Source organism: Amycolatopsis ultiminotia, from assembly GCF_039536925.1.
Taxonomy (GTDB): Bacteria; Actinomycetota; Actinomycetes; order Mycobacteriales; family Pseudonocardiaceae; genus Amycolatopsis; species Amycolatopsis ultiminotia.
This window is the reverse complement of record NZ_BAAAZN010000013.1, coordinates 254,243-277,971: the sequence shown is the minus strand read 5'-3', so window position 1 is coordinate 277,971 and position 23,729 is coordinate 254,243. Positions and strand designations below refer to the sequence as shown.

The following is a 23,729-nucleotide window of genomic DNA, read 5'->3' as shown; positions in this document are numbered from 1 at the left end:
ATGTCGTCGTCGATCAATCGCCGGGTCAATGGCCGGCCCAGGCCGTTGCTGGCCTCGATCGCCCAGCAGATGCCCGGAAACCGTCGTGCCAGACGACGCAGCTCACGATAGCCGCAGCGGCCTGCCGCCCCCCTGAGTTCTTCGAGCAGCCCATGACGACGCGATGGTCCATGCCGGTCAGATTTCCCTTCGCTCAACGGAAAAAGCGAGGAGTGCAGCCTGACGTCCCGCATCGCAGACCTCTCTTGAGCCACTCCACGCAGCCAGACCACGGCGGGCGCAAGCTATCAAGGAGCCAACCACCAGGCGGCAAGTAGTAGTCGAGCGAACCCAGCCGCGGTCTCTTGACCCCAGACTGCAGCACCGAGGCCCGCCCCACACCACCACGTCAGTTGTAGTGCACGTTCCACACCATCAATGCCTCGTTGCGGTGTTGTTCGCCGGTTCAGGTGCGGGCGTAGACGAATTCCTCGGCCAGGATGCGGTTATAGCGTTCGATTCTCCCATTGTGGCGCGGGGTGCAGGGCGTGATGTGTTGGTGGCGGGCGCCGCGCAGGACGGAGCCCGGCCAAACGCGTCGGCGCGGCAGCAGGCACCGTTGTCGGTGACGAGTTTCTCGATATGGGTGATTCCGTGCGCGGCGAACCAGGCGCGGGGTCGGTGCATGAACGCGACTGCTGTCGCAGCCTTCTCATCCGGCAATGCTCCGTCTTGGTTTGTGATCGTTCCGCGCCGCGGGCTTGTTCGGAGTCGCTGCCGTGGGCGCGCCAGCCGCCGCCGTCGGGGATGCGCCCGACCTTCTTCACATCGACGTGGACCAGGTGGCCGGGCCGTTTGGCGACGATCACGCGGGGAGCGCGGTTGGAGTCGCCGTCCGGGTCAATGAAGCGACGACGGTTCAAGCCTATTTGCGCCAACAATCGCGTGACCGTTCGACGGTCGATCATGGCTCCGGTTTCGTTGAGTTCGAACGCAATCCGTGATGTGGACCACTTGTGCTCGCGCCGCATCATCTCGATTTGCTGGACGATATCCAGTGGTGTCGCGGCCGGCTGACCGCGGGTCCGGCAACGTCCGACAAGGCGTCCCCGACCTTTGACGTTGAGCGGCGCGTTGCGGTGGGTCATCGCAAATCCGCTCGTTCGGCGGCCGTGGGCTTTGTACTGGGTCGTGCGGGGATCCCAAGACATGGAATGAGAGCCACCACGGTCAGACCGATGCTCCAGAAGAATGCAGCGTGGAAACCGTCTACGCCTGCTGCTCCGGCTGCAACACTCGCGAACAGCGCAGTGCCTGCGGCTCCGCCGAGCTGCTGGATGAGACGGATGATGGCTGAGCCAGCGGGGATCTGCTGATGGGTGAGATTCGCGAAGGCTCCGACGGTAATGGCGATGTTGACCGCGCTGAGCGCACCGCCACGCACGATCAGGGCCGCGCCTAAGAGAACCCAGTCGGTTCGCGTGGTCGCGAGTGCGAACGGAACGGTGGCTGCGGCACACACAACAACGCCGGTGACAGCGATCGAGCGGGCTCCGATGCGATCGACGACGCTGCCGACCCATCGCGTCAGCAACGAGCCGACGCCCTGCAAAGCGAGCACCGCACCCGCGGCCAAAGCGGTGAGGCCGCGTTGTTGCTGAAAGTAGAGCGGTATCAGAAACAGCGCCCCATAGAGGGCGAGGCCGGTAAGGAACAAGGTGGCGGTGGCTGAGCCGAACGTCTTCTGCGCAAGAAGCGCCACCGAGATCGCCGCATGCGTCTTGCGCGCCAGACTCCACGCTACGAATCCCGTCATAAGGGCTGCGCCACAGATCAGTGGCATCCAGATGTGCACGGCAGCGTTGCCATCCCGAATCGAGGCGTTACTGAGGGCGTACAGCCAGGCCGCGGTTCCGATTCCGAGTAGGAGTACGCCGGGGAGATCGAGGCGCTTCGCGATCTGTGGAGAGGTCCGGGGTACGAAGCGCGTGGCGAGAAGGATCGCGGCGGCGCAGATGGGGAGGTTGATCACGAAGACCCATCGCCAGCTGCCTGCGTCCACGATTGCGCCACCGACGAGCGGACCAGCGATCGGCGCAATAGTCGTGACCAGCATCACGACTGTGAGCACGCGACCGGTCCTGGCCGGCCCGGCCGCCCGAACAAGGATCGTCTGCAGGACCGGCAGCATGATCCCCGCCCCGGCCCCTTGCAGCGCACGGAACGTGACAAGCGATCCGAAGCCCCATGCCAGGGCGCACAGGCTAGAGCCGGTCAGGAACAGTGCGAGTCCGGCAATCCATAGACGCTTTGCTCCGAAACGGTCCGAGGCCCACGCAGTGATGGGCACCGTGACGGCCAAGGCGAGCAAATATGCGGTCGTCACCCACTGAATCGCCGCTGTCCCGGCATGGAGCTCGGTACTCATCCTGGGCAGTGCGACATTGATCACCGTGGTGTCCACTAAGGGGGCTACACCACCAACAACCATCACCAGGGCTAGCCGGATCAGTGGCCAGCCCAACGGCTCCAGCTTCCCTGTGTCCTTCAACCCGAACTCCTTAAGATACATGCGTCTCTTAAGGTAAGATACACGTGTACCCTCAGCGTATGGAAACGCAGAGTGAAGCCGGCCAGGATCACCCATCCCGGCGTCGCCGCGGAGCCGAGCTCGACGATGCTCTGCTCACGGCAGCATGGGAGCAGCTCCAGCGCGACGGCTATGCGGCTTTCACCATCGACGGCGTAGCCCGAGCTGCGGGAACCAGCCGAGCAGTGATATACCGCCGCTGGCCCGGCCGCGCCGCTCTCGTACATGCGGCCGTGCGTGCTCACACAGGCACGGTCATTGAGCACGTGCCCAACACTGGGAGTCTCGCCGGTGACGTGCTCGCTCTCATACACGACCTCGCCAACCGGATCGAGCAGATCGGCATCGACGTCGCGATCGGGTTGCTCGGCGAGCTCGACGACATCCCCGAGGACGCAAAAGCAATCGTCCCCACAGCCTTCCGGGAGGTGACCGACCACGCGCGAGCCCGTGGGGAGCTCGGCGACTCACCGATCCCGGACGCCGTGCTCTCGATGCCCGGCACACTGATCCGATACAACATGATCACCGAGCGGATAGCACCCTCCGACCAGATGCTCGACGACATCACCAATCAGCTGTTCCTACCCCTCGTTCGCTACCACGCGTCGCGCTGACCGGTGGACTCGACGAGACTCCACACTGTCAGCAACGTCCTTACCCGCAACAGCAGCAGCCTTGGGGGACCAACGGTCGCGACTCGGTCGCACTGCCCTGGAATGTCCAGCGTTGGCTCCCGTGGACCACCACAAGCCTCAGTGGTCGCTACAGCAGGAACCGCATCCAAGTCGGCAACCTCACCACGTCACCAACCCTCCGGTGATCCGAGGACTTCCTCACCACAGAAGGACGCGCAGTTGCGCTGTCGCCAAACAGTGCACGAGCCCTGCAAAGCTGACAACAAGACCCTACGTGGAAGCATCTTCGTTCAGTGCAGGTATTACCCTGCGAAGCTCAGATGCAATATATTTGATACCTTGCCTCGTGTTTCGGTAGTCAAACCGCATATATTGCAACCTGGAAATCCTGGCAACGTCGACTGGCAAGTTGCCCGAATCCATGCGCGATACCCCCGACAGCAAGATCGGTACCACTGCGATTTTTTTTATCTAGCGCCTTGACTATCTCAGCGTGCCGACGGCTTTGCCGTCGACCTCGGCCACGAACGTCGCCCGGCGTGGCGCTTCCATGGCGTACCACTGAGCAAACTGTTCCTCGAAGACGTCGTCCTCGAGTGGATGTCCCGCCTGCTCTTCTGACCACGCTCGCCGCAAGGTCGGCAGTCCCGTGACGTCGTGCTCGTCAGCCCGCCGTATCGACACCGTGCATGGAGATGTCATGGTCGGCTCCTCCTCGTTGTCTTGGTGCTGATGGCTGTTTCAGCGGCGGTGCGGACGCCGAGGTTACGGGCGAGGATCACGGCGGGAACTTCGAGGGCCAGTTGGAGGAGCGCGGTGCTGCGGGCCTGGCCGGACCGGATTCCGAGGTTGTTCTGCCGGTGGGTCAGTTGTGTGGTGCTGATCGGCCGTCCGGGTCGGCCGCCGGGAAGCAGCAAGGTCGAGGGCGCCGAGGCGCCAATGTAGAGCAGAAGAAGCAGTCCGGCGACGCAGTCCTCGGGTTTGACGCCGTCGTCGTGGAGGAGTCGGTGCTCGTGCTGGCGAGTGCCGACAGATTGTTGCGGTGTGGCGGGTCGGCTGTTGGTGCGGGTGCGCCAGGGGCTGAGCTTGGGGCAGTTCGTCGAGGCCTTCGTGGGTGAGCGGCAGGCGGCCGGTAGTCAGGACGGGGCTCCCGGGAGCACAGGTGGCATCCGACGGATCAAGCTGAATCTGGGCGCGGCCCACCGTGCCGAGCTCATCGTCACCGGTGTCGAAAAGCTTCGCGCGGTTCCAGAAACGATCAGGTGGCCGGTACTCAGGACACCGAACCGAGTGGCTGCACCGGAGGACAGCGGCGTGGACTAGGTTCCGGTTCACCGGTGCCGCCTGTCGCTCAAGTCCCGTCGTCTCGCCCTGCCACGGGATCGAGCGGCCTTTCGCGCCGACGATCTCCAGCGGCCGGTCGGGATGGCGCCCGACCCGCGGGCCACCTGCTGACCTCCCACGTGTGGCGCCAGGATCACTGGTCGTCGACGGGAACTGAGCACATGCGTGGCGTGGGGACGGGAGCTCGCCGGCAGAAGCACGGTTTCCGGCAGCTCGGTGGCCGTTACCCGGGGCGGACCCGGTCAGTTCGCGGGCCGCGTTTCTCGACGGCCATTGGACTCGCTCACCGGCATCGTGTACCGGCTGATGGGCGTGCAGGCGAAGGTGAAGTGAGCCAGCTGCACGATCTGACCGCGGTGGAACAGCGCCGGGCGGTGCAGCGCCGGGAGACAACCCAGCCGTGCTGTGCACAGGGCCGGCCGAGCCGGTAGCCGTCGCAGGCAACGGCTACCGGCTCGCTGAAGCAGGCGCGTTTCCCGCGTCCGTCCAGGACGTCCGGGCGGCGGTGCGCCGGCTGCGCGCAAGAGCGGCAGCCGCGGGCCGCACCTGCTGGTGCTCGGCCCCGGCGGGCAGACGGCGGTTGTCACCGACAACGTGCTGCTGATCCGCCGGGGCGGAGGCCGGCGCGCCGCGGGCTACTGCGCTGCCGGGAAATGCAAGGTCGCGAACTTCGGGAAATCGTTGATGGTCTTGCCGATCAGCCGGTCCGGTGCGTAGTCCGCCAGCAGCGGGGAACGGGTTCCCGCCAGCAGTTCCCCGCTGACCAGCTTGCCCAGCAGCGGAGCCAGCGTGATCCCGCTGTGGGTGGCCACCAGGTACACGCGAGCCGGGTCGGTGACGAACCCGACGGCGGGCAGGCCGTCGGCGGGCCGTGCGCGCTGGCCGACCTTGATCTTCTCCATCTTCGCGCCCGCGGTGTTGTCGAACAGGCGATTGAGCCTGCGCAGCATCTCCTCGCCGATCAGCGCGGTGGTGTCCGCGTGGTAGGCGGGGTCGGCCCGGTGGTCGAGATCCGGGGTTTGCAGCAGGAGCCTGCCGCCGCCGTCCGGGCGCACGTTCATCTCCGGCGTGATGAGGTTCGAGCTCACCTGGACGTACTGCGGGTCGGTATAGCCGAGGAAGCCGCACGCGAACTTGTTCGGCTGGTCCGGATCGATCATCGCGAACTGTTTGCCCAGCACCTTCATGACCGATTCGCTCCAGCGGCCGACGGCGCTGACGACGTAATCACCACGCCAGCTCTCGCCGGTGCTCAGCTCGAGCGTGACCCCGCTGCCGTCTTCAGTGATGTCGAGGACGTCCACCGGCACCCGCAACCGCGCACCGTTGGCGGCGGCCTCCGACCACAGCCGGGCGAGCAGCACGCTGGGCACGACGTAGCCCTCGCTCGGGAAGTGGACGATCTCCGAGGAACGCGGGTGCACGCGCAGCTCCGGGATCCGCGTCCGCAGCTCCTCGGCCGTCACCTTGCGGACCGGGTAGCCGAGGTCGGTCAGCCGCTGGACCCGCGCCTGCAGCCGTTCCTCCACCGCCGGATTCGTGGTCCATTCGTAGGTGCCGGTCTGCTGGTACCAGTGCGCCTCGCCGGCCGAGGTCCGTTGCAGCTGCTCGTGTTCCCGCATCCCGGCCAGGTTCAGCTCGTAGTAGGAGTCCGGCGACTTGCCGTTCGAGTTGACCCACGCGAACGTGCCGGAGCTGGTGCCGGCTCCGATCCGGTCGCGTTCGAAGATCGTGACCTCGGCGCCTGCCGCCGACAGGGAGCGGGCGACGGACAGGCCCACGACCCCGGCCCCGATGACGGCGATCGACGGTCGGCTCATGGTGGTACTCGCTTTCTCGTTGGTAGTGGTGCTGCGGGCTCAGGAAAGTGCCCACGCCTTGCCCATTGCGACGAGCAGGGTTTCGAGAATGTGCGCCGGCGTCGCGAAGTTGAGGCGCACGAAGCCTTCGCCCGCCGCGCCGCAGAGCGCGCCTTCGGCGACCGAGACCCCCGCTTGTTCGAGGAAGTACTCCCCCGGCGGAGTTCTCCGGCCGAGTTCCCGGCAGTCGAGCCACGCCAGATACGTGCCTTCGGGCGGGCCGAAGCGCACTCCGGGCAGGTGCTCGTCGACGAGCTTTCCGAGCAGGCGGCGGTTGCTTTCCAGGTACCGCAGTACTTCCGCCAGCCACGGTCCGCCTTCGCGATACGCTGCGATCGTCGCCTCCGCACCGAGGTTCGAGGCGCCTCGGGACGCGCTGTGCCGGACCTGCTGCCAGGTCCGGTGATCCTCGCTGCCGAGGATCAGCTGAGCGCATTTCAGACCGGGGATGTTCCACGCTTTCGACGCCGAAGTGGCCGTGATCGCGTGCCGGTCGGTGTCCTCGCCGAGTGCCGCATAACACTGATGCCGGGCACCGGGGTAGATCAGCGGTGCGTGGATCTCGTCCGCGAAAACCCTGGCCCCGTACCGTTCCACGACCTCGGCGAGCGCGCGCAGCTCCGAGTGCCGGTACACTTTCCCGACGGGGTTGTGCGGGTTGCACAGCACCACGAGACCGGCCCCGGCGGCGAGAGCTTCGCCGATCCCGTCCAGGTCGAGCTGCCAGCCGTCGGCTTCTTCCCGCATCGCCACCTCGATCACGCGACGGCCCAGCCGGACGGGTGCGGTCAAGAACGGCATGTACGCGGGAGTCGGCACGACGATCGGCGAGCCGGCGGCGGTGAACCGCTCGATCACCGTCTCCAGCCCCACGATGACGTCGCCGACCGCCTCGACCCGCTCCGGGGAGACCGGCCAGCCGTAGTGTTCGGCCTGGTAGTCCGCACAGGCCTGGCCGAGGCGCCGCACGAGACCGGGCGGGTGATAGCCGAACTCGGCCTCCCGGACCGCAGCGGCCAGCCGGTCGGTGATCACCGGCGCCAGGCCGAAGTCCATTTCCGCGACCGAAGCGCCGAGCGCGCCGGGCACCCGGCACCACTTCGCGCTGCCGCGCCGGGTCAGTTCGGCCGGTGTGAGGCCACTGAGCCTTTCCTTGTCCAGCAAGGCAATCCCGTTCCCCCGCATCAGCGGCTCACGCTCGCGAAGAACTTCTGGGCCCGCTCCGTCGCGGGGTGGAGCAGGATCCGCTCCGGCGGGCCCGACTCGATGATCCTGCCGTTGTCCATCATCACCACCTCGTCCGCGATGTCGCGGGCGAAGGCCAGCTCGTGAGTCACGATCAGCATCGTGTAGCCCTCGCGCGCCAGCTCCTGGATGACGGCGAGCACTTCGGCAACCAGCTCCGCGTCGAGCGCACTGGTGGGCTCGTCGAACAACAGGACACTCGGCTTCATCGCCAGCGCCCTGGCAATCGCGACCCGCTGCTGCTGCCCGCCGGAAAGCTCGGCGGGATAGTGGTCGAACCGGTCGGCGAGCCCGACCCTGGTCAGCAGCTCGTGCGCCTGTTCGCCGGCTGCGGTCCGGTCCGCGCCGAGCACCTGGACCGGCCCGAGCATCACGTTCTCGGTCGCGGTCAGGTGCGGAATCAGGTTGAAGCTCTGGAACACCATGCCGAAGTTCGCTGCCTGGCGGCGCGCCGCCTTCTTCCGGACCGGTCGGCGATGGTCGCCGTTGACGGTGAAGCCGAGCATCTCACCGCGCAGGTAGATCCCGCCGCCGTCGATCGGCTCGAGCAGGTTGACCGTGCGCAGCAGGGTGCTCTTGCCGGAGCCGGAGGGACCGACGAGACAGGTCACGCTTCCGGCCCGCAGGGTCAGGCTGACACCGTTCAGCGCGACGAACTCCCCGAAGCGCTTCTCGACCTCCTGCAGCCGCAGCAGTGGTTCCTCAGACATGCCGCGCCTCCTGTTCCGGGATTTCGCCGGCATCCGGGACCTGGACGACGCGGCGGGCGAACCCGCGGCCGAACCGCTTCTCCAGTTTCGACTGCCCGAACATCGCCAGGCTGGTCAGCACCAGGTACCACACCACCGCGACGGTCAGCATCGGGATCGTCTTGAAGTTCTGCGAGTAGACGAGCTGTACGGTGGTCAGCAGTTCCACGTAACCGATGACCGACACCAGCGAGGTGTTCTTGAACATCGTCACGACCTCGTTGGCCAGCGACGGGGTGATCACGCGGACGATCTGCGGACCCACGACTTTCGTGTAGGTCCGCCAGGTCGACATGCCGAGCGAGTGGCACGCCTCGAACTGTCCGGGGTGGATGGACAGCACGCCACCGCGGAAGATCTCCGCGGAGTAGGCGCCGAGATAGGCGGAGAGTCCGATGACGGCCGCCGAGAATTGCGAGATGACGTGGTTGGTCGGCACTTCCACGAAGGGGTCCGCGAACGGCAGGCCGAGGCTCAGCGTCGGGACGAGAGCGGCGAAGAAGTAGACGAACAGGATGAGCACGAGTCCTGGCGTGGCGCGGATGACCCACACGTACGCGGCCGCCATCGTGCGCAGCACCTTCAGCTGGGAGAGCCGGAAGGCAGCGACGACCAGTCCCAGCAGCAGACCGGCCACAGTGGACACGATGGTGATCAGGACGGTGTTCAGCAGTCCGGAAAGGACACGCCGGCTGAAGAGCCACGCCCCGACCGTCGACCACTCCCAGTGCGGGTTGAAGACGAAGAACCGCACCGCAACCGCGAGCACGACCAGCCCGAGAACGTAGCTGGCCCAATGGGCGAATCTCTTCGGATTCCGGATCGGCTTCTCGTGCGGCGCGCCGCCGGCCGGCGCGCCGGTCACGGGACGGACAGCGTCATTCAGAGTCATCGGCAGGCCCCGTGTTCAACGGCATTTCCGCGAGTGTGTAGTCGGTGAGCCCGTAGTCCTCCAGCAGCCGCCGGTAGATGCCCTCCCGCACGCACTTGACCAGAGCGGCGCGCAGGGCGTCCCGCAATGCGTGCTGCTGTTTGTTGACGCCGACCCCGTAGGGTCCGGAGATCTCCCGGTACAGCACCTTGTAGCCGGTGGGGTTCTTCTCGGCGTTGTACGAGATCGACGGCGCGTCTCCCCACGCGGTGTCCATCTGTCCGCTTTGGACAGCCAGGATGGCCGCGTTGATGTCCTGGAAGGCCGATCCGGACACCGGCTTGCCACCGGCTTTGACACAGGTGCGGCTGGCGGCGGCGACGAGGTTCTGCTGCACGTTGCCCCGGACGTAACCGACCGAGAGCCCGCACAGCGTCTCCGGGGTGAGCTTGTCCTGCGGCAGCTTGGCGGAACCGAGGATGGCAGTACCAGTCTGGAGGTAGTCGATGAAGTCGGTCTTCTCCCGGCGCGAGGCGAGGTCGTTGATGGACAGGATGACGTCGAAACGGCCGGCTTCGAGGCCGGGGATCAGCGCGTCGAACGACGTCTGCTGCATCGTGACGTCCAGTCCCATCATCTTGCCCGCGGCCGACACCAGCTGAGGCGTGAACCCGGTGATCCGGCCGTTGCCGTCGATGAACTTCACCGGGGGCGAGGACGGGTTCACCGCCGCCGTGATCGAACCCCGCCGCGCGAGGTCGGCAGGGACCATCGCGGCGATCGCCGGGTCGCGGACCACCCCGGAAAGGAGGTCCTGGGTGTGCTGGCCGACGGAGCCTTCGGCACCGTCGTCCGGGTTGGCGCACGCGGTGACCAAGCACGCGCACACCACGCCGACGGCCAGTGTTCGCCGTGCCGGCGCGGGTCGCAGCGGTGTTCTCATCGAAATGCCTCCTGCCTGGTGAAGAGGAACTCGGGTCAGCCGTTGTCCTTTCGGGATGTCTCGATCGGCGGCTCGGTCCGCCTGGTGTCCCCACAGCTTCGGCGAGCGACGAGCATTTCGGTAGGCCGAATCCTGCTACCGCTGGCGTTAGCCTGTAGCTATGCCTACGTCGCAGCTGGAGACAATGGACCTCGAGGTGTTCGCCGCGATCGCCCGGCTCGGCAGCTTCAGCGCCGCAGCCGCTGAGCTGCGGCTCGCCGCCCCGTCGGTGAGCAACCGGATAGCCGGGCTGGAACGCCGGCTGGGCACGACGCTGTTCGTGCGCGGTGCGCGCGGCAGCAAGCTCACCCCCGCGGGACAGCGACTGGCGGGTTACGCACGACGATGCCTCGACCTCCTGGACGAGGCCGTGCGCGGGCTCGACACCGGCACCCCGGAAAGGCTCGTGCTCGCCGCGCCGAACAGCTTCGCCGCGACCGTCTTCCCCCTGGCCTTCAGCGCACTCGCCGGACTGCCGGTCGCTGCGCACGGGCGGGTCGCGCACAGTCGGGAGGTGGTCGAGCAGGTGCGCGACGGCAGCGCCCACGGCGGATTCCTGCTGACGCAAGTCGCGACGGGCTCGCTGCGCTCGGAACGGCTCGGCGCCTCCCCGATGGTCGCCGTCTGCCGCACCGGCCACCAACTGTGCGGTGAAACAGAACTGCAGCCCGACGATCTGGTCCGCACCACGCTCGTGGTGTACCACTGGGACGCCGAGGGCGAGCCGCTGGCCGCTGCTTTCGACCATCCCGAGAGACGGCGAGACGAGCCCGTGCACACGACCGGCTCGCCCGAAACGGCCATCTCGCTCGCGCTGCGCTCCGACCACGTCGCCGTGGTCCCGCGGTTCGCCGTACGGAGCTTCCTGCGCTCCGGGCAGGTCCAGCTGCTGCCAGTCCGGCTGCCACGGTGGAGCGTCGAGCTGAGGTTCGTCTACCTCGCGGCCAACGCGGACCGCCCGGGGATCACCGCACTGCTCAACGCACTGCCCCGGCTGCGCGAAGAACTGGGCAGCTGATCCCCGCCGGCCGCACGGCACCGAGCTCTCTGCAGGCACCCCGGGCCCGGCGGGCAACGTGGCCGGCCGACTCGCCGCGATCCGGCTGGGCTGATCCGCACCGGGTGTGTGTGAGGCGTCAGTCCCGGGTGGCCGGAGTGCGGTTGCTTTCGGTGGCGAACCCTGTGTCTGCCGAGGTTTCCGCGAGAACGTCGGACCACCAGCGTTCGGCTACCTTGGGGTGTGAGCGCAGCCAGCCGACCAGTGCGTTCTCCCCGTAGGCTGCGTGCAGTGGGTTGTGTTCCTCTTCGCTGATTCCGCGTGCCCCGGCGGCCAGTTCGGCCGGGAGTTCCAATGGCTCCACCACTGCGTCCAGGCGGGGGGCGAGGAAGAACGGGACCGAGAAGCGCTCGACGCCTGCCGGTGGGCTGACCACGCGGTGGCGGGTTGCGACCAGGTATCCCTGCGTCGCGATCTCCAGCATCTCGCCGATGTTGACCACGAAGCTGCCCGGCACCGGCACCGCGTCGATCCAGCTGCCGTCCGACGCCTGCACCTGGAGACCGCCGATCTCGTCCTGTTGCAGCAGCGCGAGGTAACCGTAGTCCTTGTGTGCGCCCACGCCCTGCTCGACGTCGTCCGACGGGCGGCCGGGGTAGCGGATGATCTTCAGGTGGGTCGCAGCCTCCTCGTCGAACCAGGTGTCGAAGTAACCTTCGTCCTGTCCCAGTGCGGCGGCGAGCGCCCGCAGCACCTCCCGGCTGACGCGCAACGCTTCCCGCTGCCATTCGAGGGTCGTGTTCCGCAGCTCGGGCAGCTCCGCGGGCCACTGGTTCGGGCCGATCAGCCGCTGCCACGCCGGGGCGCCCGGCACCGGCTCGACGGCGTCGCGCTCCGGGCCGACGTCGATCTGCTCGCGCCAGTCCGGCGAGCCGAGCGTGTACTCGTGGCCGGTGCGGGTGTAGCCGCGGAACTGCGGCGAGTGCACGTTCTCGATCGCCAGCCGCTGCTCGATCGGCGAGGCGAAGAACCGCCGGGAGACCTCGAAGATCCCGCTCGTCAGCTCCGGTGCCACGCCGTGTCCGACGACGTAGAAGAAGCCCACCTCGTGTGCCGCGCGGCGCAGCTCGGCGAGGAACGTCTCCCGGTCCGCCGCGGGATCCCGGAAGCGCGAAATGTCGATCACGGGCAGTGCGATCGACCCGGAGGCTTGGTCGAGCGTCGTCACGGACTCCAGCGTAGGCCCGTTTTCCGGCCACCGGATCGTTGTCCCACATCGCGGACACCAGAGTCCACAATGGACTGCCGACGGGCGTTCGGAACCCGCCGTTCGTCGCCGTGGCACCAGCGGATTGGTCCCGCCCGGGTGACTTCCACGTCGTGGGCAAAGTTGCGCATGACTGCATGCAACGGTGTGCTCAGCCGGGTGGAAGACCGATCGAGAGGACCCACCGATGAGCGTCACCGATGAACTGCTGGCCAACAACGACCGTTACGCCGCGAACTTCACCGGCCCGCTGCCGCTGCCGCCGGCCAAGCACGTCGCCGTCGTCGCGTGCATGGACGCGCGGATCAACGTCTACGGCGTGCTCGGCCTGAACGAGGGCGAGGCGCACGTGATCCGCAATGCGGGCGGGGTGATCACCGAGGACGAGATCCGCTCGCTCGCGATCAGCCAGCGGCTGCTCGGGACCGAGGAGATCATCCTCATCCACCACACCGACTGCGGCATGCTGACCTTCACCGACGACGAGTTCAAGAAGTCCATCCAGGAGGATGTCGGCATCAAGCCCGGGTGGGCCGCGGAAGCGTTCGCCGACCTCGACGCGGACGTGCGGCAGTCGCTCACCCGGATCCGTACCAACCCCTTCATCCCGAAGAAGGACTCCGTGCGCGGGTTCGTCTTCGACGTCGCGACCGGGAAGCTGAACGAAGTCAGCTGACCCGCCGGGACTCCTGGCTGGCTGCCCGCCGTCCGGCCCGGTTCGTCATCTGCCGGCGTCCGGCCGGCGGCAGTGACCTGCCGCCTGCCCGCGAAGACGCGCCTACCGCGTGGTCATCCCGCGTACCGCGAGTGCCAGCAGCCGTTCCGCTTGACCGGGCGAGGTCTGCTCCCCCGTCCACGACACCGCGCTGATCACCGCGGTCACATCCGCGCCGGTGACGTGCGCTCCGAGGGCGCCGGCCTCGCGTGCCTGCCCGGCCAGGCGCTCGGTGATGCCGGCCAGCCGGGTGCAGTCGGCGTGCAGCTCGGAATTCTCGTCTTCGAGGCCACGGCCGAGGAACTCCGCCAGCCCGTGGTAGGCCGCCGCGTGCGCTGCAACCAGCCGCATCCACTCGGTGAGCGCGTCCAGCGCGACCCTCTCCCCCGGTAGCGAGTCGCCGCGGGCGAACAGCTCGTCGTGGCGCTCGCGCAGCAGAGCCGCGGCGAGCGCCGCACGGCTGGGAAAGTGCCCGTACAACGTGCCGATCGCCACGCCGGCGCTCCGCGCGATCTGCTCCAGCGAGGCTTCCACACCGTGCTCACCGAACGCCGCATCCGCGGTCTGCAGCAACCGCTCGCGGTTGCGCCGGGCGTCCGCGCGCAGCGGCCGGGCGGAACCGGTGGTGGACACTTCGAGGCCCCCTCACTATATTATCCCGAGTCACCCTCGATTTCCGGGAGCAGTGTGCCATGATCGTGGTCACCGGCGCCACCGGCACCATCGGACGGCCGCTCGTGGACCTGCTGTCGCGAGCGGGCACCCCGTTCACCGCACTCGTCCGGAACGAACGCCACGGCCGGGAGCTGGGCTGCCGCTACGTGCTCGGCGACTTCGCCGAACCGGACTCGCTGGCCGCGGCGTTCTCCGGTGCCGACCGGGTCTTCCTGACCAGCGCCGGGGCGGTGCCCACGGACGGCGAACAACCCATGATCGCCCAGCAGCTCGCCGCCATCACGGCCGCGCGGCGAGCCGGCGCGGAGGCCATCGTGAAGGTGTCGGTGTGGCGGGCTCGCGAAGGGGCGCTGCTGGCGGAAGGGGCCCATGCCCGGATCGAGCGGGCGCTCGCGGAGTCCGGGCTGAACTGGGCGTCGCTCCAGCCGAGTGGGTTCATGCAGAACTTCCGCACCGGTGCCGGCGCGTTCACCGACAACGGCGATCTCATCGGCGCCTACGGCTCCGGCCGGGTGTCCTACATCGGCACGCGTGACATCGCCGCCTGCGCCGCGGCCCTGCTCGCCGCCGCCGAACCGCCTGCCGGCACCCACGTCCTCACCGGGCCGGTCGCGCTCGACCACACCGAAATCGCCGCGAAGCTCAGTGCCTGGTCCGGCCGCACGGTGCGCTACATCGACCTCCCGCCGGACGAGTTCGCGGCGAAGCTGACCGGGCAGGGACTGCCTGCCGGCTTCGCCGCCGACGTCGCCGCGCTCTACGCCGAGGTCGCAGCAGGTGCGCTGGAAGCAACGACCGATACCGTCGAGCGCCTCACCGGACGCCCGCCGCGCAGCTTCGACGAGTTCCTGGCCGATCTCGTCCCGGCAGGCTGAGCACGCCGCGTCCGCGAGCCGGAACGACGCGCAGGAGCGGGCCGCGCGCAGCACACTGGCGGACATGGCATCCCGACCCGACCGGCAGGTCCCGGCCACCCTCTCCTTTCCGTCGCAAGCCGTGCACGCGGGCAACGAATCCGCAGACACCGGCCCGCTCCGCACACCGATCGTGATGGCCAACTCCTACCGTCTGCCCGCCGATCCGTCCGGACTGAGCTGGTCCGGCACCGATGTGCCGCTCTACACCCGCAATTCGGGCACCAACCAGCTCGGCCTGCAGCGCAAGCTCGCCGCGCTGGAAGGCGGCGAGGACGCCGTCGTGCTCGCCTCCGGGGTCGCCGCACTGCACGCGGTCTTCTTCGCCCACCTCCGCACCGGGGACCACATCGTGGTGTCCGACGTGACCTACGAAGCGACCTGGCGGCTGTTCGCCGAAGTCCTGCCGGAGCGCTATGGCATCGACGCCACGTTCGTCGACGTCAGCGACCTCGACGCGGTCCGCGCCGCACTGCGGCCGAACACCCGGCTGGTGCACGTCGAGACGATCGCGAACCCCACCACCAAGGTCACCGACGTCGGCGCGGTGGCCTCGATCGCGCACGACGCGGGCGCCTTGCTGGTCGTCGATGCCACGTTCACCCCGCCGCCGCTGTACCGGCCGCTCGCCGACGGAGCCGACCTCGTGGTGCATTCCCTGACCAAGTACATCAACGGCCACGGCGACGCGATGGGCGGTGCGGTGATCGGTTCCCGCGAGCTGCTGGCACCGGTGCGCTCGGATGCGATGGTCGACGTCGGCGGGGTCATCTCCCCGTTCAACGCCTGGCTGATCACCCGCGGTTCGGTCACGCTTCCGCTGCGGCTGCGGCAGCAGACCGCGTCCGCGGAGGTGGTCGCCGCCGCATTGGAGCGCGATCACCGGGTGGCCTACGTGGCCTATCCCGGACTCGTCTCCCATCCCCAGCATTCACTCGCCACCAGGCAGTTCGGCGGTCGCGGGTACGGCGCGATGCTGGCCTTCGCGGTACGCGGCGACTCCGACACGCAGAACGCCTTCGTCGCGAACCTGCGGGTGATCACGTCCGCCGTCTCGCTCGGGCACGACGAGTCCCTCATCGTGCACGTCGGAACCGAGGGCCCCCGCGTCGCGCGCTACCCGGAGGAGTTCCGCACCTGGGGGCACCTTCGGTTCTCGGTCGGGCTCGAGGATCCGGAAGACCTCGTCGCCGACCTGACCGCGGCTCTCGACGAGACCTTCGGCTGATCCCCTGGCCGCCGGGCGGGCGGCCAGGGGATCAGCTCAGCCGGCGGGCTCGGCCAGCAGTTCGTTCAGCCACGGCAGCACCGCGGCCCGCGGATCGGCCGCCCGGGGCAGCAGGCCGTTGGCCGCCAGCAGTTCGGCCGCCCTCCGCTGCTCGTCGAGGAAGTCTTCGCCGACCGGGTGCAGGCCGAACGGACGGTTCCGCAGCGCGTGTTCCCATCGGTCCACATCGGACTCCGAGGCGGCGCCCTCGTCCTCGGCGAAGTAGCGGGCCGCTTCGCGCGGATGTGCCACGATCCACGCGTCGGATTCCTGCAGCGACGCGACGATCGCGGTCAGCTCGTCGCGGTGGTGCTCGGCGAAGTCACGCCGGGTGAACCACAACGACGGATGGCTGAACAGCCCGTCGGTCTCGATCAGCGTGCGGACCGCGGTTTCCCGCTCCACCCCGCCCAGCGCCGGATAGGCACCGACCCAGGCGTCCAGCTCGCCGCCGAGGAAGGCGGCCGGCCCGTCGTGCACCGCGGTGTCCACCGGCTCGATGTCCGACCAGGACAGCCCGGCCTTGTCGAGCGCGAACAGCAGCAGCGTGGTCTGCCACGAGCCGTGCGCGATGCCGACCCGCCGGCCCCGCAGGTCGGCGACCGTCTCGATCGGCGAGCCGTCGCGGACCACCAGCCTGCCGTTTTCCACCCTCGGCCCGGAAATGCCGACGTAGACCAGGTCTCGGCCGTGCGCCAGCCCGGTGACCGGCGGGGTGAACCCGGTGCCGACGAAGTCGTAGCCGCCGGGCTCGAACAGCCAGTCCGAGTGCAGCGTGGGCAGCGCCGTCTTCACCTCGACCGGTGCGGCGGCCGGCAGGCTGCGCAGGTCGACCCATTCGACCCCGGGCAGCCGCCGTTCGAGCAAGCCGCGGTGGCGCAGGACGAACAGGGAGTTGTTGTTCGGGAAGTACCCGACACGAGTGGTCATCGGAAACGCTCCTCAGTGCTGCGGGATCAGGCCACGGCGGCGGGCCTCGTCGACGAGCCCGGACCGGCTCCACTGTGCGACGAGGTTGGTCGGGTCGAATTCCACCGAACCGCCGAGGGTTTCGGCGATGGCCTGGAACTGCGCCCCCTCTTCGAGCAGCACCACGAACTTCGCGGTCGCAAGCAGACCGTCGCGCCCGATCACGTTGACCCCGCCGTTGGCCTCGAAGATCGCGGCCAGGTCGGGATCCTGCTGCAGCCGCTCCAGGATGAAGTCGCCGGCCGGACGGCTGCGGTCGATGTGCGGTGGGATCTCGCGCGAGAGCGTCAACCGCTGCGACGCGGCGTAGCGGATGGGCAGTGTGCGGTGCGTCTGCGCCCAGCCACCGAGCCACGGCGTGTGGATGTGCACCACGGTGGTGATCTCCGGGTGTTCCAGGAACACCTTGCGGTAGTTGCCGACGAACCTGGCCGCCCCCTCGCCGGAGAGCACAGTGCCGTCGAAGGCCGCTACGACCGGGCGCACCGACCTGTCGTCGGCCCAGGGGCCGGGTTCGTTGAGTGCCACCGCGATCTCCTCGCCGGGGATGCGCTCGACGAAGTTGACGGTTCCGTTCGCGGACGTGGTGCCGGTTTCCCGGAACACCCGGAACGCCTTTTCGGCGTCCCTTCGGGCGTTCGCCACGAAGTCGGTGACGGATGGGGACAAGGTACTGGTCATGGATCCTCCGGGATCAACGGGTGGAGACGGTTTCACGGGCGGGGACGGGACGGGTGAAGCGGGCACGACCGAGCAGCGGGAGCACCTCCTCGCCGACCCGGTAGGCCTCTTCCAGATGCGGGTTGCCGGCCAGGATGAACGCGTCCACCCCGAGGTCGAGCAGTTCGTCCAGCCGCTGCGCGACCTGCTCGTAACTCCCGACGAGGCCGAACGCCGGACCGCCGCGCAGCAGGCTGAACCCGGCCCACACGTTGGGCTGCACCTCGACGTCGCGGTAACCGGTGATGGTGGCAGGCACCCAGCCCTTGATCCGGCCCGCGCCGACCGAGTCGCCCTGCGCCTGCCGGGTGGCGACCGCCGGATCGACGTACTGCCAGCCCTTTTCGATCTCCGCCCAGGCGGCTTCCTCGGTGTGCCTGGCGAGCACGTCGATGCGCACCGCGAACTTGGGCACGCGGCCGAGTTTCGCGGCGTGCTCGCGCACCCCGGCGAACTTCCGCTCGAGGTCGGCGAAGGGCTCCAGCCACGACAGGTAGTAGTCGGCGTGCAGACCGGCCGCGTTCACCGCGGCCGCCGACGAGCCGGAGAAGTAGATCTCCGGGAACGGTTCCCCGGCGAGCCGGGGCGGCAGTGCCGCACCCCCGGTGCGGAAGAACCGGCCGTCGAAGTCGTAGGGCTCGCCCTGCCAGACGCCCTTGAGCACCTCCAGGAACTCCGAGGTGCGGGCGTAGCGGTCGTCGTGCGCGACCTGGTCTCCCCACCACAGCTGCGCCGGACCGCCGCCACCGGAGATGATGTTGTACACCAGCCTGCCGCCGGTCGCCCGCTGCAGGCTGGCCGACATGCGCGCGGCCTGCAGCGGGTTCAGGAATCCCGGCTGGAAGGCGACCATGAACCGGTAGCTGGTCGTCTCCCGCGCGAGCGCCGCGGACAGCGCCCACGGGTCCTCGGTGCCGGGGAACGACGGCAACAGCCCACCGAGGAAGCCCGCGGCCTCGGACGCACGTGCCACTGCCGCCGCGTGGTCGATGTAGGCGTAGCCGTCGGACTGTCCATTGCGGACCGCGGGAGCGAGGTTGCCGGGGCCGACCCCACCCCAGTCACCGCGGTTGCGGACCTTCGGGGTGCGCAGCGAAGCGTGGTCGCCGCCCATTCCGATGCGCCAGTAGACGTCGACTGTCATGCTCGTGCTCCCGTCAGTGTGCGGCCCGCCGGATCGGCCAGGTGCAGCAGGTGTTCGCCGGCCCGGTGCACCTCTTCGATCGCCGGATGTCCGCTTAGGACGAACGTGTCGATGCCGCCTGCGACGTAGTCCGCGAGCCGCCGGGCGACCTGCCGGTAGCTGCCGACCAGCCCGATCGGGGTGCGATACCCGATCCGGTCGAACCCGTCGAACCGAAGGTCGCCGAGCCCCCTCGACCGGACTTCGTCCTCGGTGGCCGCCGGGTCGGTCTCCCGCCACAGCCGCAGCACCCTTGCCCATGCCTCGTCCTCGTCCTCGCGGGCGATCACCGGCAGTGCCAGTCCCGCGCGCACGGTGCGGCCGCGGGCCGCCGCGAGTTCGCCGAGTGCTCGCACCTGCGGCCACAGGCCGTGCTCGGATTCGGTGAACAGGTGCACGTCCCCGTGTGCGGCCGAAAGCGCGAGGGCTTCCGGCGACGTACCGGTCAGGTGCACGGTCGGGAACGGGTGGCCGTCGACAGCCTCGTCGAATCCTCCGGCGGCGACGTGGAAGTAGTCGCCGTCGTGGTCGAACTCGCCCCCGTCGAAGCCACCGGGCAGCGCTCCCCTGCCCGACCACACTCCCCTGGCGACGGTGAGGAACTCCGCAGCCCGCTCGTACCTCGCCGCGCCGATGAGGTGGTCACCGCGCCGCACCTCGTCCTCGGCGCCGGCCTCGACGTGCACCAGCCAGTCGAGCCGGTCGGCACCGAGCCGTTGCAGGGTCAGCGACATCTTCGCCGCGTACACCGGTGTGCCGAAGGCCGGGTGGAACCCCACGACCACCCTGGTGTGCCGGGTGTCGCGCAGTGCGCCGCCGGCCACGATCCACGGCTCGTCGCCGTCCGGGTCGTAGGGCACGACGACCCCGTCCAGCCCGGCCAGCTCGGCCGCACCGATTACCTGGTGCAGATGGCCGAATCCGTCGCGGTCCCACCGGTTCCGATCCGCCCGGCGGCCGTCGCCGGAGGTCGGGGTGTCCCACAGGTACCGCGTCATGCCGCCCGCTCCCCCGCGACCAATGCCCTTGCCTGCGCGAGCGGTTCACCGGCCACCCACGACTCCAGGTCGAAGTCGGCGTCGAGGAACCCGTGGGTGTAGAGGAACTGCTTCTGCACCCCGATCAGCTCGACCCGTTCGTCGGAGAGGTCCGGGTGCAGACCGCGGTGGAAGTCGGCGCCGTAGGCGGCGGCGACCCCTTCCGGCCCGGAGAACGTCTCGCGTGCCAGTACGGCACGGACTTCGTCGAGGTGCCCGGCGGCCCAGTCCGCCGCGCGCAGGCTGGCGGCGAGGAACCCGACCACCAGTTCCGGCCGGTGTTCGAGGAGGTCCGCGTGCACGGTCAGCGGCCGCGGGGTGCCGTTGTTGACCCGGTCTCCGCGCTTCGCGGTGGCGTCGAGGTCGACCAGGACCCGCAATCCCTTTTCCCGCGCCACTTCCGCGGCACGCGCGCCCTTGACGTAGATCGCGTCGACCTCTCCCGCGAGCAGTTCGGCCACTCCCCACGTGGTGCGCCGCGCTCCCTCGGCGCGCACCTCGGGATTGCGGTTGACGCCGATCTCGGCCGCGGTCACGTCGGCCAGGGTCAGGCCCGCGGTCCGCAACGCGGCGGCGAAGCCGTGCAACGCCATCGCCCGTGGGAAGCTGCGGGGCCGGTCGGCCGCCCACGCCGGGATCCCGATCCGCCGTCCGGCCAGCTCGCGCGCGTCGGCGATCGGCGAATCCCCGGCGACGAGCACCGCCTGCGCCTCGTCGATCCAGGTCAGCCCGATCAACCGGGTCGGCGAGCCCTGTGCCCTCGCCGCGATGGCCGGGACGTTGCCGCCCTCGCGGATCAGGCCGGGCAGCAGGTGGTCGAAATGGTGCACCGCGATCTCCGGTCCGGCGTCCTGCAGGACTTCCAGGGACAGTCCGTGACCGGTGGCGTCCTCGGCCAGCCACCCGAGGCTGTGCGCCAGCCCGCTGGCGGTGGGCACCGGGCAGCGGGTGTACCACAGCGTGTCGAGAGCCGGTTCAGTCGTGCCGGACATGGGATTCCTCCGAAGGGTTCGAGCGGACGCCGAGTTCGGCGAGGAGTGTCGTGCGGTGGCGCAGCGTGGCCGGGTCGGTGCGATCGCGCGGGCGGGGCAGGTCGATGCCGAGGTCGCGGGTGAACCGCCCGTCGCGCAGGACCAGCACGCGATCGGCCAGCCGGACCGCCTCGTCCACGTCGTGCGTCACGAGCAGCACGGCCGGGCGGTGCCGTGCGACGAGCTCGCCGACCAGGTCCTGCATGCGCAGCCGGGTCAGCGCGTCGAGCGCGGCGAACGGCTCGTCGAGCAGGAGCAGCTCCGGTTCGCGGACCAGGGCACGGGCGAGCGCGACCCGCTGCGCCTCCCCGCCGGACAGCGTCGCAGGCCAGGCCCGGTGTTTGTCGGCGAGGTCCACTTCGTCGAGCGCCCGGCGGCCGTCCTCGGTGACCTGCCGGGTCCGCGGCTGTCCGAGGACCACATTGGACAGTGCCCGCTTCGACGGGACCAGCCGCGGCTCCTGGTAGACGACGGTGCGCTGCCGGGGCACCAGGATTTCGCCGTCGTCCGGCCGTTCCTGCCCGAGCAGCAGCCGCAGCAGGGTGGTCTTGCCGGTGCCGCTCGGTCCGAGCAGGACCACGAATTCGCCGCGGCGGATCTCCAGGTCGACGCGGTCGAGCACGGTCTTGTCACCGAAACTCTTGCGCACGCCGGAAAGCGAGACCGCGAGCAGGGAATCGGTGGCGGTCATCGGGCCGCCACCCCCGCCCGCCACGGCATCGCGAACCGTTCCAGCACGCGCACCGCGGCATCGAACAGCAGCCCCAGCACGGCGTAGAGGACCACGCACAGCACCATGTAGTCGGTGCGGTTGTACTCCTGCGCGAGGCTCACCAGATACCCGATGCCTTCCCGTGTGCCGACCTGCTCGGCCGCGATCAGCCCGGTGATGCTGATCGACAGGCAGATCCGCAGCGCCATCAGCAACGACGGCAACGCGGTCGGCAGCACTGTGCCGAAGACCAGCCGGGCCCCGCGGAGGCCGAAACTGCGGGCGGCCTCCAGCAGCTTCCGGTCCACGTTGCGGACCCCGAGGTAGGTGTAGGCGTACATCGGCGCGACGGTGGCGACCGCGATCAGCAGCACCTTGAACTTCTCGTCGATGCCGAACCACGCGATGAACAGCGGCACCAGCGCGAGGAACGGGATCGCGCGGTTGATCTGCATGGTCGCGTCGATCAGTTCCTCGCCGAGCGCGGTCAGCCCGGACAGCACGCCGAAGACCAGCCCGACCGCCACGCCGAGCGCGACCCCGGCTGCCGCGCGCTGCAGCGAGACGAGCGTGTAGTCCGCGAGCTGGCCGGTCTGCAGGAGCTCGGTGAAGGCGGACCACACCTTCGGCGGTCCGGGCAGTACCTGTGCGGAGAACCAGCCCGTCGCCGAACCCAGCCACCACACCGCGATCAGCAGCAGCGGCACGGAAAACCGCAGCGGAACCGATCGCCGGCGGGATCTGCGCCCGGTGCCCCGGTAGACCGGGCGCACGAGGTCCGAGCCGGCCGTGCGGGCCGGGCCGGGCACTGCCACGCGGCGCACTTCGGTGCTCGTTTCGGTGCTCATTTACCGGCCTTCCGGTACTCGGCGAGCTTGGCCGGAAGGTCGTAGAACACGTCCGCGGCGGTGATCTTGTGCTGGATCACGTGGTACTGCGAGAACAGTTCCGCGACCGACTCCAGGTCACGCGCGTCCTGCGGGGTCGGGTACCGCGGAACAGCGGCCTGCGCGTCCAGTGCGACCGCGCGGTCCAGCCGGGCGCCGGACAGCGCCCGTGGACCGGCCTTGTCGAAGACGTTCTCGAAATCCGCCGGATGCGCCCGCTGCTGCCGGGTGAGCTCCTGCACCGTCTCCAGGTACTTCGCGGCCACGTCCGGCCTGGCGTCGAGCACCTCGGTGCGGAAGGCGGTGATCGTGTTGTCCACCGAGCCGATGCTCTGCTCGGTCGCGATCTCCACCCCGCCGGCCGCCTTGGCTTCCTGGTAGGGATCGTTGAACGACGCCCACGCGTCGACCTTGCCGGTGGAAAACGCCGAGGTCGCGTCGGCCTGCTGCAGCGGTACCCGTTCCACCCGGTCCACCGGGACACCGGCCTGGGTGAGCGCCTTGAGCGTGATGTACTCGCCCTTGCCCGCCGGGTTGACCGCGATCCGCTTGCCTGCCAGGTCCCGTACCGAGTGGATGCCCGACTGCGGCGTGGCGAGGATGCCGTTCTGGTCCTTGCCCACCGGGTCGGCCACCGAGACGATCCGCACCCCCACGTCCTTCGACAACGCGCCGACCACCGGGCTGTAGGCACCGTCGGAAACGTCGAGCTGCTTGGTGTTGAACAGCTTCAGGTTGGAGCTGAAGCCGGGCGTGCTCTCCACCCACTCGATGCGGGCGCCCAGCGGCGCGAGCGCCTTGTCGAACGTGCCGTCGCGCTTGCCGACCGCGAGCGGGCCCGCGTTGCCGGGATCGGTGACTTTCAGGACGAACGACGCGTCGCTGTCCGCCTCGGTGGCGGCGCCGGTGCCGCCGCACGCGGCGGCCAGTGCGAGCAGGGGGACCACGGCGAGCGCGTGGCTGAGTTTCGGGGTCCGGGGCATGGAGCTGACTCCTGACGAAGAGGATCCGGCGCGACGGCGCGGTGATGCTGCGGGCCGACGATAACCAGGCGGTTCCCGGAGGCCCAGAAGTTCCAGATAATGGAAGATTTTCGCG

Annotated in this window: 23 protein-coding genes and 1 pseudogene; 5 read left to right on the top strand and 19 right to left on the bottom strand. The window is 69.0% G+C overall.

Annotation, left to right across the window (positions count from 1 at the left end):
- The 3 genes and pseudogenes from ABD793_RS28225 to ABD793_RS28215 form a co-directional block, all read right to left on the bottom strand.
- On the bottom strand, positions 1–233 hold a 233-nt coding region (locus ABD793_RS28225; protein ID WP_344865362.1), incomplete at its 3' end, for a hypothetical protein.
- Positions 234–448: 215 nt separating this feature from the next.
- Positions 449–1,127, bottom strand: a pseudogene (locus tag ABD793_RS28220) (transposase family protein); the annotation flags it as partial.
- A complete protein-coding gene (locus ABD793_RS28215) occupies positions 1,124–2,551 on the bottom strand; it encodes a DHA2 family efflux MFS transporter permease subunit (protein WP_344865360.1) in 1,428 nt (475 codons plus the stop codon). The gene ABD793_RS28215 and the pseudogene ABD793_RS28220, both read right to left, overlap by 4 nt.
- A 38-nt stretch (positions 2,552–2,589) precedes the next feature.
- Here ABD793_RS28215 and ABD793_RS28210 point away from each other — a divergent pair, with 38 nt between their 5' ends.
- Positions 2,590–3,186, top strand: coding sequence for a TetR/AcrR family transcriptional regulator (locus ABD793_RS28210; protein ID WP_344865358.1), 597 nt, complete (start codon positions 2,590–2,592; stop codon positions 3,184–3,186).
- 504 nt (positions 3,187–3,690) lie between these two features.
- Here the strand turns inward: ABD793_RS28210 and ABD793_RS28205 are convergent.
- The 6 genes from ABD793_RS28205 to ABD793_RS28180 form a co-directional block, all read right to left on the bottom strand.
- Positions 3,691–3,909 (bottom strand): GNAT family N-acetyltransferase, encoded by a 219-nt coding sequence (locus ABD793_RS28205; RefSeq protein ID WP_344865356.1) that lies wholly within the window; start codon positions 3,907–3,909, stop codon positions 3,691–3,693.
- A gap of 1,277 nt (positions 3,910–5,186) precedes the next feature.
- On the bottom strand, positions 5,187–6,371 hold the full coding sequence (locus tag ABD793_RS28200; protein ID WP_344865354.1) for an NAD(P)/FAD-dependent oxidoreductase: 1,185 nt from the start codon (positions 6,369–6,371) through the stop codon (positions 5,187–5,189).
- 39 nt (positions 6,372–6,410) lie between these two features.
- Entirely contained in the window at positions 6,411–7,595 is a 1,185-nt protein-coding gene (locus ABD793_RS28195) for a MalY/PatB family protein (protein ID WP_344865353.1), read from the bottom strand.
- Complete coding sequence (locus tag ABD793_RS28190) at positions 7,595–8,365, bottom strand: amino acid ABC transporter ATP-binding protein (protein WP_344865352.1); 771 nt, start codon at positions 8,363–8,365, stop codon at positions 7,595–7,597. The genes ABD793_RS28195 and ABD793_RS28190 overlap by 1 nt, the downstream gene beginning before the upstream one ends.
- Positions 8,358–9,296, bottom strand: a complete 939-nt coding sequence (locus tag ABD793_RS28185) for an amino acid ABC transporter permease (RefSeq protein ID WP_344865350.1) — start codon at positions 9,294–9,296, stop codon at positions 8,358–8,360. The genes ABD793_RS28190 and ABD793_RS28185 overlap by 8 nt, the downstream gene beginning before the upstream one ends.
- Positions 9,283–10,218: an ABC transporter substrate-binding protein gene (locus ABD793_RS28180; RefSeq protein WP_344865348.1), complete on the bottom strand. Its 936-nt coding sequence runs from the start codon at positions 10,216–10,218 to the stop codon at positions 9,283–9,285. The genes ABD793_RS28185 and ABD793_RS28180 overlap by 14 nt, the downstream gene beginning before the upstream one ends.
- Positions 10,219–10,378: 160 nt before the next feature.
- Here ABD793_RS28180 and ABD793_RS28175 point away from each other — a divergent pair, with 160 nt between their 5' ends.
- The gene (locus tag ABD793_RS28175) at positions 10,379–11,275 is read left to right on the top strand and encodes a LysR family transcriptional regulator (protein WP_344865346.1); all 897 of its coding nucleotides are present in this window, start codon (positions 10,379–10,381) and stop codon (positions 11,273–11,275) included.
- A 118-nt stretch (positions 11,276–11,393) separates the two neighbouring features.
- Here ABD793_RS28175 and ABD793_RS28170 read toward each other — a convergent pair whose 3' ends face one another.
- Positions 11,394–12,482, bottom strand: a complete 1,089-nt coding sequence (locus tag ABD793_RS28170; RefSeq protein ID WP_344865343.1) for an isopenicillin N synthase family dioxygenase — start codon at positions 12,480–12,482, stop codon at positions 11,394–11,396.
- Between the two features lie 226 nt (positions 12,483–12,708).
- Here ABD793_RS28170 and ABD793_RS28165 point away from each other — a divergent pair, with 226 nt between their 5' ends.
- Positions 12,709–13,197, top strand: coding sequence for a beta-class carbonic anhydrase (locus tag ABD793_RS28165; RefSeq protein WP_344865341.1), 489 nt, complete (start codon positions 12,709–12,711; stop codon positions 13,195–13,197).
- A 102-nt stretch (positions 13,198–13,299) separates the two neighbouring features.
- Here the strand turns inward: ABD793_RS28165 and ABD793_RS28160 are convergent, their stop codons facing one another.
- Positions 13,300–13,869, bottom strand: coding sequence for a TetR/AcrR family transcriptional regulator (locus ABD793_RS28160; RefSeq protein WP_344865339.1), 570 nt, complete (start codon positions 13,867–13,869; stop codon positions 13,300–13,302).
- A 59-nt stretch (positions 13,870–13,928) separates the two neighbouring features.
- Between ABD793_RS28160 and ABD793_RS28155 the strand changes: the two genes are divergently transcribed.
- Together ABD793_RS28155 and ABD793_RS28150 are read left to right on the top strand one after the other, a co-directional pair.
- Positions 13,929–14,786, top strand: coding sequence for an NAD(P)H-binding protein (locus ABD793_RS28155; RefSeq protein WP_344865338.1), 858 nt, complete (start codon positions 13,929–13,931; stop codon positions 14,784–14,786).
- Positions 14,787–14,850: 64 nt separating this feature from the next.
- Positions 14,851–16,053: a trans-sulfuration enzyme family protein gene (locus ABD793_RS28150; RefSeq protein ID WP_344865336.1), complete on the top strand. Its 1,203-nt coding sequence runs from the start codon at positions 14,851–14,853 to the stop codon at positions 16,051–16,053.
- 36 nt (positions 16,054–16,089) lie between these two features.
- On the opposite strand, the gene ABD793_RS28145 is transcribed toward ABD793_RS28150, so the two are convergent.
- The 8 genes from ABD793_RS28145 to ABD793_RS28110 are packed head-to-tail and all read right to left on the bottom strand — an operon-like array spanning position 16,090 to position 23,614.
- Complete coding sequence (locus ABD793_RS28145) at positions 16,090–17,022, bottom strand: ABC transporter substrate-binding protein (RefSeq protein ID WP_344865334.1); 933 nt, start codon at positions 17,020–17,022, stop codon at positions 16,090–16,092.
- Positions 17,023–17,034: 12 nt separating this feature from the next.
- On the bottom strand, positions 17,035–17,742 hold the full coding sequence (locus tag ABD793_RS28140; protein ID WP_344865332.1) for a class II aldolase/adducin family protein: 708 nt from the start codon (positions 17,740–17,742) through the stop codon (positions 17,035–17,037).
- A 13-nt stretch (positions 17,743–17,755) separates the two neighbouring features.
- The gene (locus tag ABD793_RS28135) at positions 17,756–18,925 is read right to left on the bottom strand and encodes an LLM class flavin-dependent oxidoreductase (protein ID WP_344865330.1); all 1,170 of its coding nucleotides are present in this window, start codon (positions 18,923–18,925) and stop codon (positions 17,756–17,758) included.
- Positions 18,922–19,962: an LLM class flavin-dependent oxidoreductase gene (locus ABD793_RS28130; RefSeq protein ID WP_344865328.1), complete on the bottom strand. Its 1,041-nt coding sequence runs from the start codon at positions 19,960–19,962 to the stop codon at positions 18,922–18,924. Before ABD793_RS28130 ends, ABD793_RS28135 begins: the two co-directional genes overlap by 4 nt.
- Positions 19,959–20,993, bottom strand: coding sequence for an ABC transporter substrate-binding protein (locus tag ABD793_RS28125; RefSeq protein ID WP_344865326.1), 1,035 nt, complete (start codon positions 20,991–20,993; stop codon positions 19,959–19,961). The genes ABD793_RS28130 and ABD793_RS28125 overlap by 4 nt, the downstream gene beginning before the upstream one ends.
- Positions 20,977–21,723, bottom strand: coding sequence for an ABC transporter ATP-binding protein (locus ABD793_RS28120; RefSeq protein WP_344865324.1), 747 nt, complete (start codon positions 21,721–21,723; stop codon positions 20,977–20,979). The genes ABD793_RS28125 and ABD793_RS28120 overlap by 17 nt, the downstream gene beginning before the upstream one ends.
- A complete protein-coding gene (locus tag ABD793_RS28115; RefSeq protein ID WP_344865322.1) occupies positions 21,720–22,592 on the bottom strand; it encodes an ABC transporter permease in 873 nt (290 codons plus the stop codon). The genes ABD793_RS28120 and ABD793_RS28115 overlap by 4 nt, the downstream gene beginning before the upstream one ends.
- A complete protein-coding gene (locus ABD793_RS28110; RefSeq protein WP_344865320.1) occupies positions 22,589–23,614 on the bottom strand; it encodes an NrtA/SsuA/CpmA family ABC transporter substrate-binding protein in 1,026 nt (341 codons plus the stop codon). The genes ABD793_RS28115 and ABD793_RS28110 overlap by 4 nt, the downstream gene beginning before the upstream one ends.
- Positions 23,615–23,729: the final 115 nt, after the last annotated feature.

What these genes read in the sequence shown, in the direction of transcription:
- ABD793_RS28215 (WP_344865360.1), bottom strand. Translation starts at nt 2,551, where the DNA reads ATGTATCTTAAGGAGTTCGGGTTGAAGGACACAGGGAAGCTGGAGCCG.
- ABD793_RS28210 (WP_344865358.1), top strand. Translation starts at nt 2,590, where the DNA reads ATGGAAACGCAGAGTGAAGCCGGCCAGGATCACCCATCCCGGCGTCGC.
- ABD793_RS28205 (WP_344865356.1), bottom strand. Translation starts at nt 3,909, where the DNA reads ATGACATCTCCATGCACGGTGTCGATACGGCGGGCTGACGAGCACGAC.
- ABD793_RS28200 (WP_344865354.1), bottom strand. Translation starts at nt 6,371, where the DNA reads ATGAGCCGACCGTCGATCGCCGTCATCGGGGCCGGGGTCGTGGGCCTG.
- ABD793_RS28195 (WP_344865353.1), bottom strand. Translation starts at nt 7,595, where the DNA reads ATGCGGGGGAACGGGATTGCCTTGCTGGACAAGGAAAGGCTCAGTGGC.
- ABD793_RS28190 (WP_344865352.1), bottom strand. Translation starts at nt 8,365, where the DNA reads ATGTCTGAGGAACCACTGCTGCGGCTGCAGGAGGTCGAGAAGCGCTTC.
- ABD793_RS28185 (WP_344865350.1), bottom strand. Translation starts at nt 9,296, where the DNA reads ATGACTCTGAATGACGCTGTCCGTCCCGTGACCGGCGCGCCGGCCGGC.
- ABD793_RS28180 (WP_344865348.1), bottom strand. Translation starts at nt 10,218, where the DNA reads ATGAGAACACCGCTGCGACCCGCGCCGGCACGGCGAACACTGGCCGTC.
- ABD793_RS28175 (WP_344865346.1), top strand. Translation starts at nt 10,379, where the DNA reads ATGCCTACGTCGCAGCTGGAGACAATGGACCTCGAGGTGTTCGCCGCG.
- ABD793_RS28165 (WP_344865341.1), top strand. Translation starts at nt 12,709, where the DNA reads ATGAGCGTCACCGATGAACTGCTGGCCAACAACGACCGTTACGCCGCG.
- ABD793_RS28155 (WP_344865338.1), top strand. Translation starts at nt 13,929, where the DNA reads ATGATCGTGGTCACCGGCGCCACCGGCACCATCGGACGGCCGCTCGTG.
- ABD793_RS28150 (WP_344865336.1), top strand. Translation starts at nt 14,851, where the DNA reads ATGGCATCCCGACCCGACCGGCAGGTCCCGGCCACCCTCTCCTTTCCG.
- ABD793_RS28145 (WP_344865334.1), bottom strand. Translation starts at nt 17,022, where the DNA reads ATGACCACTCGTGTCGGGTACTTCCCGAACAACAACTCCCTGTTCGTC.
- ABD793_RS28140 (WP_344865332.1), bottom strand. Translation starts at nt 17,742, where the DNA reads ATGACCAGTACCTTGTCCCCATCCGTCACCGACTTCGTGGCGAACGCC.
- ABD793_RS28135 (WP_344865330.1), bottom strand. Translation starts at nt 18,925, where the DNA reads ATGACAGTCGACGTCTACTGGCGCATCGGAATGGGCGGCGACCACGCT.
- ABD793_RS28130 (WP_344865328.1), bottom strand. Translation starts at nt 19,962, where the DNA reads ATGACGCGGTACCTGTGGGACACCCCGACCTCCGGCGACGGCCGCCGG.
- ABD793_RS28125 (WP_344865326.1), bottom strand. Translation starts at nt 20,993, where the DNA reads ATGTCCGGCACGACTGAACCGGCTCTCGACACGCTGTGGTACACCCGC.
- ABD793_RS28120 (WP_344865324.1), bottom strand. Translation starts at nt 21,723, where the DNA reads ATGACCGCCACCGATTCCCTGCTCGCGGTCTCGCTTTCCGGCGTGCGC.
- ABD793_RS28115 (WP_344865322.1), bottom strand. Translation starts at nt 22,592, where the DNA reads ATGAGCACCGAAACGAGCACCGAAGTGCGCCGCGTGGCAGTGCCCGGC.
- ABD793_RS28110 (WP_344865320.1), bottom strand. Translation starts at nt 23,614, where the DNA reads ATGCCCCGGACCCCGAAACTCAGCCACGCGCTCGCCGTGGTCCCCCTG.